Consider the following 7,429-nt stretch of genomic DNA (forward strand, 5'->3'; position numbering starts at 1 on the left):
CCGGGAATCAGGGCTGGACATCGAAAGCCTCTGATGCGGCCAGCAATGTGCGGGTGTAAGCCTCTTGCGGTGCAGTAAAAATCTGTTCACATTCTCCCTGCTCAATAACTTCTCCGTTTCGCAAAACCATCAACTGATGGCATAAAGCCCGCACCACGTGTAAATCATGGCTGATAAACAGGTACGACAGACCATAGCGTTGTTGTAACTGACTTAAAATGGTCAGAATCTGTGCCTGAACCGATTTATCCAGCGACGAAGTGGGCTCATCGAGTATCAGCATTTCCGGCTGTAAAATTAATGCGCGGGCGATCGCGATACGCTGACGCTGGCCGCCGGAAAACTCAGTCGGGTAACGGTAGCGGGATTGCGGATCCAGCCCGACTTCCTGCATTGCGCGGATCACTTCTGTATCGCGTTCCTGTTCACTGACGGCGCGATGTACCCGTAAACCTTCAGCAATGATTTGCCCGACGGTAAAACGTGGATTTAACGCAGAAAAAGGATCCTGAAACACCACCTGAATCCGGCTTCTGAACGGCAGCATTTTCTTGCGTGAGAAAGCATGCAGTGGCTGGCCGTCAAACCATATTTCGCCTTGCGATTTGAGCAAACGCAGCAATGCCAGCCCGGTGGTGCTTTTTCCCGAACCGGATTCGCCGACAACACCGAGACTTTCTCCGCGACGGAGCTGGAAACTGATCTGATTTACCGCGTGTTTGATGCCGACCGTGCGACGTAGCAGACCGCGTTTGACGGGAAAGCCGACATCCAGATTTTTCACATCCAGCAGAACAGGGGGATTGCCTGTCAGCGGCTGCGGACGCCCCTGGGGTTCGGCCTGTAACAGCTGGCGTGTATAAGAATGCTGAGGCTGACTGAACAGCGCGGTTCGCGGCTGTTGCTCAACCACACGCCCGTTTTGCATTACCGCTACGGTGTCCGCCAGACGGCGCACAATGCGCAGATTATGGGTGATAAACAGCATTGCCATCCCCATTTCCTGCTTAAGTTCATCGAGCAGGGACAAAATTTGTGCCTGCACGGACACGTCGAGCGCGGTGGTGGGTTCATCGGCAATCAGCAGCTTCGGCCTTGTCAGCACCGCCATGGCAATCATCACGCGCTGGCGTTCACCACCGGAAAGTTGGTGCGGAAAATCCCGCAGGCGCGAGGCGGCCTGCCGGATACCAACCCGATCCAGACAGCGCAATATTTCAGTGCGCGCCGCGTCACCGCGGAGGTTACGGTGCAGCGTCAGCACTTCGGTCAGCTGTTTTTCAATGGTATGCAGCGGATTGAGCGACACCATCGGTTCCTGAAAAATCATCGCAATCTGGTTGCCGCGGATCTGGCGCAATGTACCGGTACTGGCTTGCAGCAAGGACTGACCGGCAAACAGAATATCACCCTGAGGATAAACCGCCGCTGAGGGCAGCAGACGCAATACTGACAGCGCCGTCACGCTTTTCCCTGAACCGGATTCACCGACCAGCGCCAGCGTTTCGCCGGCACGGATATCGAGCGACACACTACTGACGACTTCATGTTGCTGTTTTCCCTGACGGAAGGCGACGCTGAGGTTTTTGATTTGCAGTAACGGGGCGGATAACGCAGCGTCTGTCATTTCAGAGCACCTCATTGTGGTGTGCGGACGGATTGAAGGCATCACGAACGGCTTCACCAATGAAAATCAATAATGACAGCAGCGCGGCCAGCACCACGAAAGCGCTGATCCCAAGCCAGGGTGCCTGCAAGTTATTCTTACCTTCCATCAGCAATGTGCCCAAAGATGGCGAGCCCAGCGGCAGGCCGAAACCGAGGAAATCCAGTGATGTCAGCGTGGTGATCGAGCCGCAAAGAATAAACGGCAAATAAGTCAGTGTGGCGACCATCGCATTAGGCAGCATGTGACGCCACATGATGGCACGGTCGCTGACGCCCATTGCCTGGGCAGCGCGGACGTAATCATAGTTTCGGGTGCGCAGGAATTCGGCACGCACCACGCTGACCAGCATCATCCAGCCGGAAAGCACGGTGATCAACAGCAGCCACCAAAAGTTGGGTTGAATCACGCTGGCCAGAATAATAATCAGGAACAGAGTCGGAATGCTCGACCATATTTCGATAAAGCGCTGCCCGAGCAAATCGATTAATCCGCCGTAATAACCCTGCGTGGCACCGACCATAATGCCAATTACGGAGGTTATCATCGTCAATAAAATGCCAAAGAACAGCGAAATCCGCAGCCCGTAGAGAATTTGCGCCAGTACATCGTGCCCGTTACTGTCGGTGCCCAGCCAGTTCTGCGCGGATGGCGGGGAAGGGAAGGGCTGTGCAGTGGAAAAATTAATGGAGCTATAACTGCTGCGAACCGGTGCCCAAAGCGCCCAGCCGTGATCTTCGATCTGGCGCACAACAAACGGATCCTGATAATCGGCTGGCGTTTCCAGCGCGCCGCCAAATGTCGTTTCGCTGTAACTGACCATAAAGGGCACATACCAGTGCCCCTGATAGCGCGCCAGCAGGGGTTTGTCATTCGCCAGCACATTGGATAACAGCACCAGAACCAGCATCACCATGAAAATCCACAGTGACCAGAAGCCGCGACGGTTCTGACAGAAACGTGCCCAACGTGCCTGGCTGATGGTGCCCAGCTTAAAGAGTTTTATATTCATCAGTGGCGGCCCTCAAAATCAATACGCGGGTCGACCAGGGTGTAAGTGATGTCGCTGACGATATTGAGCAGCAAACCAATCAGGGTGAAAACGTACAACGTGCCGAATATGACCGGAAAATCGCGTTGCACAATGGCATCGTAGCCCAGCATCCCGAGCCCCTGTAATGAAAACATGACTTCAATCAGCAACGAACCGGTGAAAAACATACTAATAAAGGTGGCCGGGAAACCGGCGATCACCAGCAGCATCGCATTACGAAAAACGTGTCGGTACAAAATTTGCTTTTCGTTCAGCCCTTTCGCACGGGCGGTCACCACATATTGTTTTTCGATTTCATCCATAAACGCGTTTTTGGTCAGCATCGTCAGGGTTGCGAACCCGCCAATTACGGTCGCCAGCACCGGCAAGGTGATGTGCCAGAGATAATCGGTCACTTTACCGTACCAGGGTAAGGTGTCGAAATTCGGCGATGTCAGGCCACGTAGCGGGAACCAGTCGAGATAGCTGCCGCCGGTGAATAACACAATCAATAAGATTGCGAATAAAAAAGAAGGAACGGCATAACCGATGATGATGAACGAACTGCTCCAGGTATCGAATTTCGTGCCGTTGCGCACGGCTTTGCGGATACCCAGCGGGATCGACACCAGATAGATGATCAGTGTGCTCCACAGGCCGAGGCTAACGGATACGGGCAATGCACTTTTCACCAATCCCATAACGGATGCGCCACGAAACAGACTGTCCCCGAAATTGAAGCGAACATAATTGGATAACATCTCGAAATAGCGCACATGCAGGGGTTTGTCGAAGCCGAACCGATGCGTTATTTCGGCAATGACTTCCGGGTCCAGGCCACGCGCACCACGGTACTGTCCCTCACCAAACTGCGCTAAGCCCGGTGACGCTTTGCCATTTCCGCTGCCACCGCCGGCACCCGGCAAACCGCTGGATTGGCCCATTTCAATGGTGGCAATGGCCTGATCAACCGGGCCGCCGGGGGCAATCTGCACAATAAAAAAGTTAATCGTGATGATTGCCCACAACGTCGGGATCACCAGAAGCAGTCGTCTTAACAAATAGGCGGCCACAATATGCTCCTCAGCGGCGTTGCGCAGGTAAACGGGCTGCGCGGTTAACGTCGTACCACCATGTATCAAGTTCCATTCCGTTGGACGGGGTGACAGCTGGCATAGAGAACTTATCCCAGTATGCGTAGCGCTCGTGGTTGGTGTACCACATCGGGATCATGAGCATATTCCATGTCAGCACCCGGTCGAGCGCATGGCCCAGCGACAATAAAGCGTCGGGTTTTCCCTGATTGGCGGCGATGTCATCAGTCAGCTGGTCAATGGCCGGATCGCTGACGCCTGATTTGTTGTAGCTCGAATCGAGATATTGGGTGTTCCAGTAAATCTGTAAATCACTGCTCGGATAAGATGTGGCGGGGTAAACCGTCGGGATCATATCGTAATCACGCTGGCGCATACGGCGTACAAACTGTGAGTTATCCACTTCACGGATAGACATATTGATACCCAGCCGTTGTAAATTATGCTGGAACGGCAAGACGTATTGCGAGTTCCCGCCCCCCGGCAACAACAGTTCGAAAGTAAACGGCTTGCCGGTTTTGCTGTTTACCAGCACCTGGTTTTTCACTTCCCAGCCCGCTTCTTTCAGCAGTGCGGTGGCTTTGAGCAAATTCGTCCGGTCATTGCCGGAACCGTCAGAATGCGGGGGGTGATACAGCGTGGTGAAGACCTCTGCGGGGATCTTATCTTTCAGCGGCCCAAGCCAGGCCAGCTCTGCAGAGTTTGGATAATCTTTCGCCGCGTAGTCGGTATTTTGAAAATAGCTGTTCACCCGCTGGTATGCGCCGAAATACAGCGCCTTGTTCATCCAGTCAAAATCAAAAGCCAGTGTGATGGCTTCGCGAACCTTACGGTCTGCAAATTGCGGGCGATGAATATTGAATGCCAGCCAGCGCGTATCCTGCGCCGCCTGGTTTATCACATCAGCTTTAATGATAAAGTTTTTACTGAAATTACCGCCCTGATATTGTGATGCCCATTTTTTGGGTGAAGTTTCCATACGTAAATCGAATGCGCCTGACTTAAACGCCTCCAGCGCGACGTTGTCGTCGAGGTAATAGTCGTAGCGGATGGTATCGAAATTATAGCGGCCCCGGTTAACGGGCAAATTGGCAGCCCAGTAATCCGGCACGCGGGAATAGGTAATGTACTGTCCGAGTTTGTAATCACTGATGCGGTAAGGGCCGCTGCCCGGCGGTGGTGTACTCAGCGGTTCATTGAATTTATGTTTTTCCCAGAATGCCTGCGGCAGAACAGGCAGGCCCAGCAGACCGAGCATCATGTCTTTATCCGCTTTCGGCAACACCATACGCACCGTCAGGCGCGAAATAGCTTTCACTTCCACGCCTTTATACACCACGCGAAACTGCGGAACGCCTTCGGTCATGAACTTGCGAAAGCTGAAGGCCACGTCGCTGGCGGTAATTGGCGTATTGTCGTTAAAACGTGCACGCGGATTGATATCGACTTCGACCCAGCGGTACTGACTGTCATAACGGGCTGAGTCGGCAATCAGCGGATAATAGCTACCGATTTCGTCGCTTGACGTCGTGAACAGACTGTCGTAAAGCGATCCGCTGCGTACCGCCGGATTACCGCGTGATGCGAAGCGGTTAAAGTTGTCGTAGGTACCAATAGCCGCCAGGGTAATCTGACCGCCTTTCGGGGCGGCAGGATTGACGTAGTCAAAACTGGTGAAGTTTGAGACATACTTTGGTTCGCCTAATATGGCGAATGCGTAGCTGTCCTGTATGACTTCGGCTTGTGCGCTGAGACTCAGCAGGCACAGCACACTGGCAAAAACGCGAGAAAACATCCTGAATATGCACTCCTGTGACGACGACGGCATGATGCGGCAGTACCGCAGGCTATTTCGAGAGTAATCAATTGAAAGCTATGATTTTGTCACCCACTACTTTTCGCTTTCTTCCCTGATTTTGGCCTTTTTATCACAACCGGATGCAGACGCCTAAAAGAAAAATGGGACAAAAGATGCCGGACTGATGCAGGTCAAATCTGCCAGGTGGCTTCTTTCTCGTTGAAATCACGTATAAAGGCCACGAGTTCCGCAACACCTAACGACTTGCTGTACAGGAATCCCTGTAAATAGGTCACGCCGTGGTTACGCAGATATTCAGCCTGCATCGGGGTTTCGACACCTTCTGCCACGGTTTTGATCTTCAGTTCCTCCGTGAGCCGGAGAACGGTATCCAATACCGGCGCGATAAGGGTTTTCTGATCAATTGACATGACAAAGCCGCGGTCGATTTTCAGATAATCCAGCGTAAACTTCTCAAGATAAATCAGTGCGCTATGTCCGGTACCAAAATCATCAATGGCTATTTCAATCTTGTGGCGGCGCAGCCAGTTAAATTCCCGTAATGCGCCTTGCGTATCAATCATTCCGCGTTCTGTAATCTCGAAAATCACCTGGAAAGCATTTTCAGGGAGTGCTTCAATAAAATTCATCACATCGTCATGAAAGCTGATTTTATTCATGTGGTGAGGGGAAATATTGATACTGAGTTTACCCGGAGCAGCAAACGCGTGCTGCAGGGTATGAGCATCCGCCGCCACCAGTGCCATCATGTGTTGCGTCAGTTCGACGATAAGCCCCTGATTTTCAGCGTAGCTGATAAAAATATCGGGCGGAATGCGTCCCTCAATCGGATGCTGCCAGCGCAGCAGGGCTTCAACGCCGGTCACTTTCAGGCTTTTAGCGTCGATAACAGGCTGATATTCCACAAAGAATTCTTTATTTTTCAACCCGCGGAGGATCTCCCGCTCTACGTTATGGCGGTTCAGCAAGCTGTGATAAATCAGTGCACACACCAGCAGGCTAAGCAGCAGGCCGCCTGAGATCGTAAAAAGAATATTATCGCGGGTCAGTACAGGGGAATAGAGGCGAATACTGAAAGGATAATGGTCAACGTTGACTTGAGTAAAGTGGCTGCGAGGCAAATCACTGACAGGGATCAGCCCCGCCATGGAAGAAATCAATGCGCTATCTCCCACCAGGAGTGCAAAACCCCGGTAGCCGGATCCTGGCTGCGCAAAAAGCATATAAGGTGAAAGTGTCAGTTCCAGTGTGGCTATCACGCCATCATCCGCTGCGCCGGCATTACGCTGCCATATAAGGATCACCGCGCGGTTCGGAACGGCAGGCGTTCCCATCTGCAAGCTGATACTCATGTTTTTATCAAAATCGATGTCATGCAGGGCACTGTTTGCCGGAACGTGTTGATTGCCGGAAGCCGAGGAACAAAAAACTATGCCATTACGCACCAGTTGAAAATCACGAACGCCCACGCTGAATGCGGCGTCACGGTTTAATTCTCCTGCAATGGAAGGGCAGGGTTCCGCCGTAAGCAACCCGATTCTGAGCATTGTGTCGGTTAACTGGCGCAGGTAGTCAGACGTGAATGTTGCTGTTCTCTGCGCGATTTGATGTTGTTCACGCAGGGCGTTAGCTTTAATCACGGTGAGGGTGACGGCAGTAAATAAAATGAAAAACAGGGCTGAAAAAAACAGACTTCTCTTTAAATACAGATGCTTGGGCAATACGGTGTGTGTTAACGCCGTTTTTAAACCCATATGTTTTGCCCTTTTGCGCGGAAAGAATAAAAGTATAACGTTGTCAAAAAAAACAATAGATAT

Annotated in this window: 5 protein-coding genes; all 5 read right to left on the reverse strand. The window is 52.1% G+C overall.

Going from position 1 to position 7,429, the window contains the following annotated elements; genetic code table 11:
• Positions 1-7: 7 nt before the first annotated feature.
• A complete protein-coding gene (gene yejF, locus J1785_RS20825; protein WP_217220495.1) occupies positions 8-1,627 on the reverse strand; it encodes a microcin C ABC transporter ATP-binding protein YejF in 1,620 nt (539 codons plus the stop codon).
• 1 nt (position 1,628) lies between these two features.
• Positions 1,629-2,678 carry an ABC transporter permease gene (locus J1785_RS20830; protein ID WP_165383709.1) on the reverse strand — a complete coding sequence of 350 codons (1,050 nt, stop codon included), beginning with the start codon at positions 2,676-2,678 and terminating at the stop codon, positions 1,629-1,631.
• Positions 2,678-3,772 (reverse strand): microcin C ABC transporter permease YejB, encoded by a 1,095-nt coding sequence (yejB, locus tag J1785_RS20835; RefSeq protein WP_129952384.1) that lies wholly within the window; start codon positions 3,770-3,772, stop codon positions 2,678-2,680. The genes J1785_RS20830 and yejB overlap by 1 nt, the downstream gene beginning before the upstream one ends.
• 10 nt (positions 3,773-3,782) lie before the next feature.
• Positions 3,783-5,588 (reverse strand): extracellular solute-binding protein, encoded by a 1,806-nt coding sequence (locus J1785_RS20840; protein ID WP_129952385.1) that lies wholly within the window; start codon positions 5,586-5,588, stop codon positions 3,783-3,785.
• Between the two features lie 194 nt (positions 5,589-5,782).
• A complete protein-coding gene (locus J1785_RS20845) occupies positions 5,783-7,366 on the reverse strand; it encodes a cyclic di-GMP phosphodiesterase (RefSeq protein WP_217220496.1) in 1,584 nt (527 codons plus the stop codon).
• Positions 7,367-7,429: the final 63 nt, after the last annotated feature.

Origin of the sequence: Rahnella perminowiae (assembly GCF_019049755.1) — a bacterium.
Taxonomy (GTDB): domain Bacteria; phylum Pseudomonadota; class Gammaproteobacteria; order Enterobacterales; family Enterobacteriaceae; genus Rahnella; species Rahnella perminowiae.

Coding starts and splice junctions, on each gene's coding strand:
- yejF (WP_217220495.1), bottom strand. CDS start 1,627: ATGACAGACGCTGCGTTATCCGCCCCGTTACTGCAAATCAAAAACCTC.
- J1785_RS20830 (WP_165383709.1), bottom strand. CDS start 2,678: ATGAATATAAAACTCTTTAAGCTGGGCACCATCAGCCAGGCACGTTGG.
- J1785_RS20840 (WP_129952385.1), bottom strand. CDS start 5,588: ATGTTTTCTCGCGTTTTTGCCAGTGTGCTGTGCCTGCTGAGTCTCAGC.
- J1785_RS20845 (WP_217220496.1), bottom strand. CDS start 7,366: ATGGGTTTAAAAACGGCGTTAACACACACCGTATTGCCCAAGCATCTG.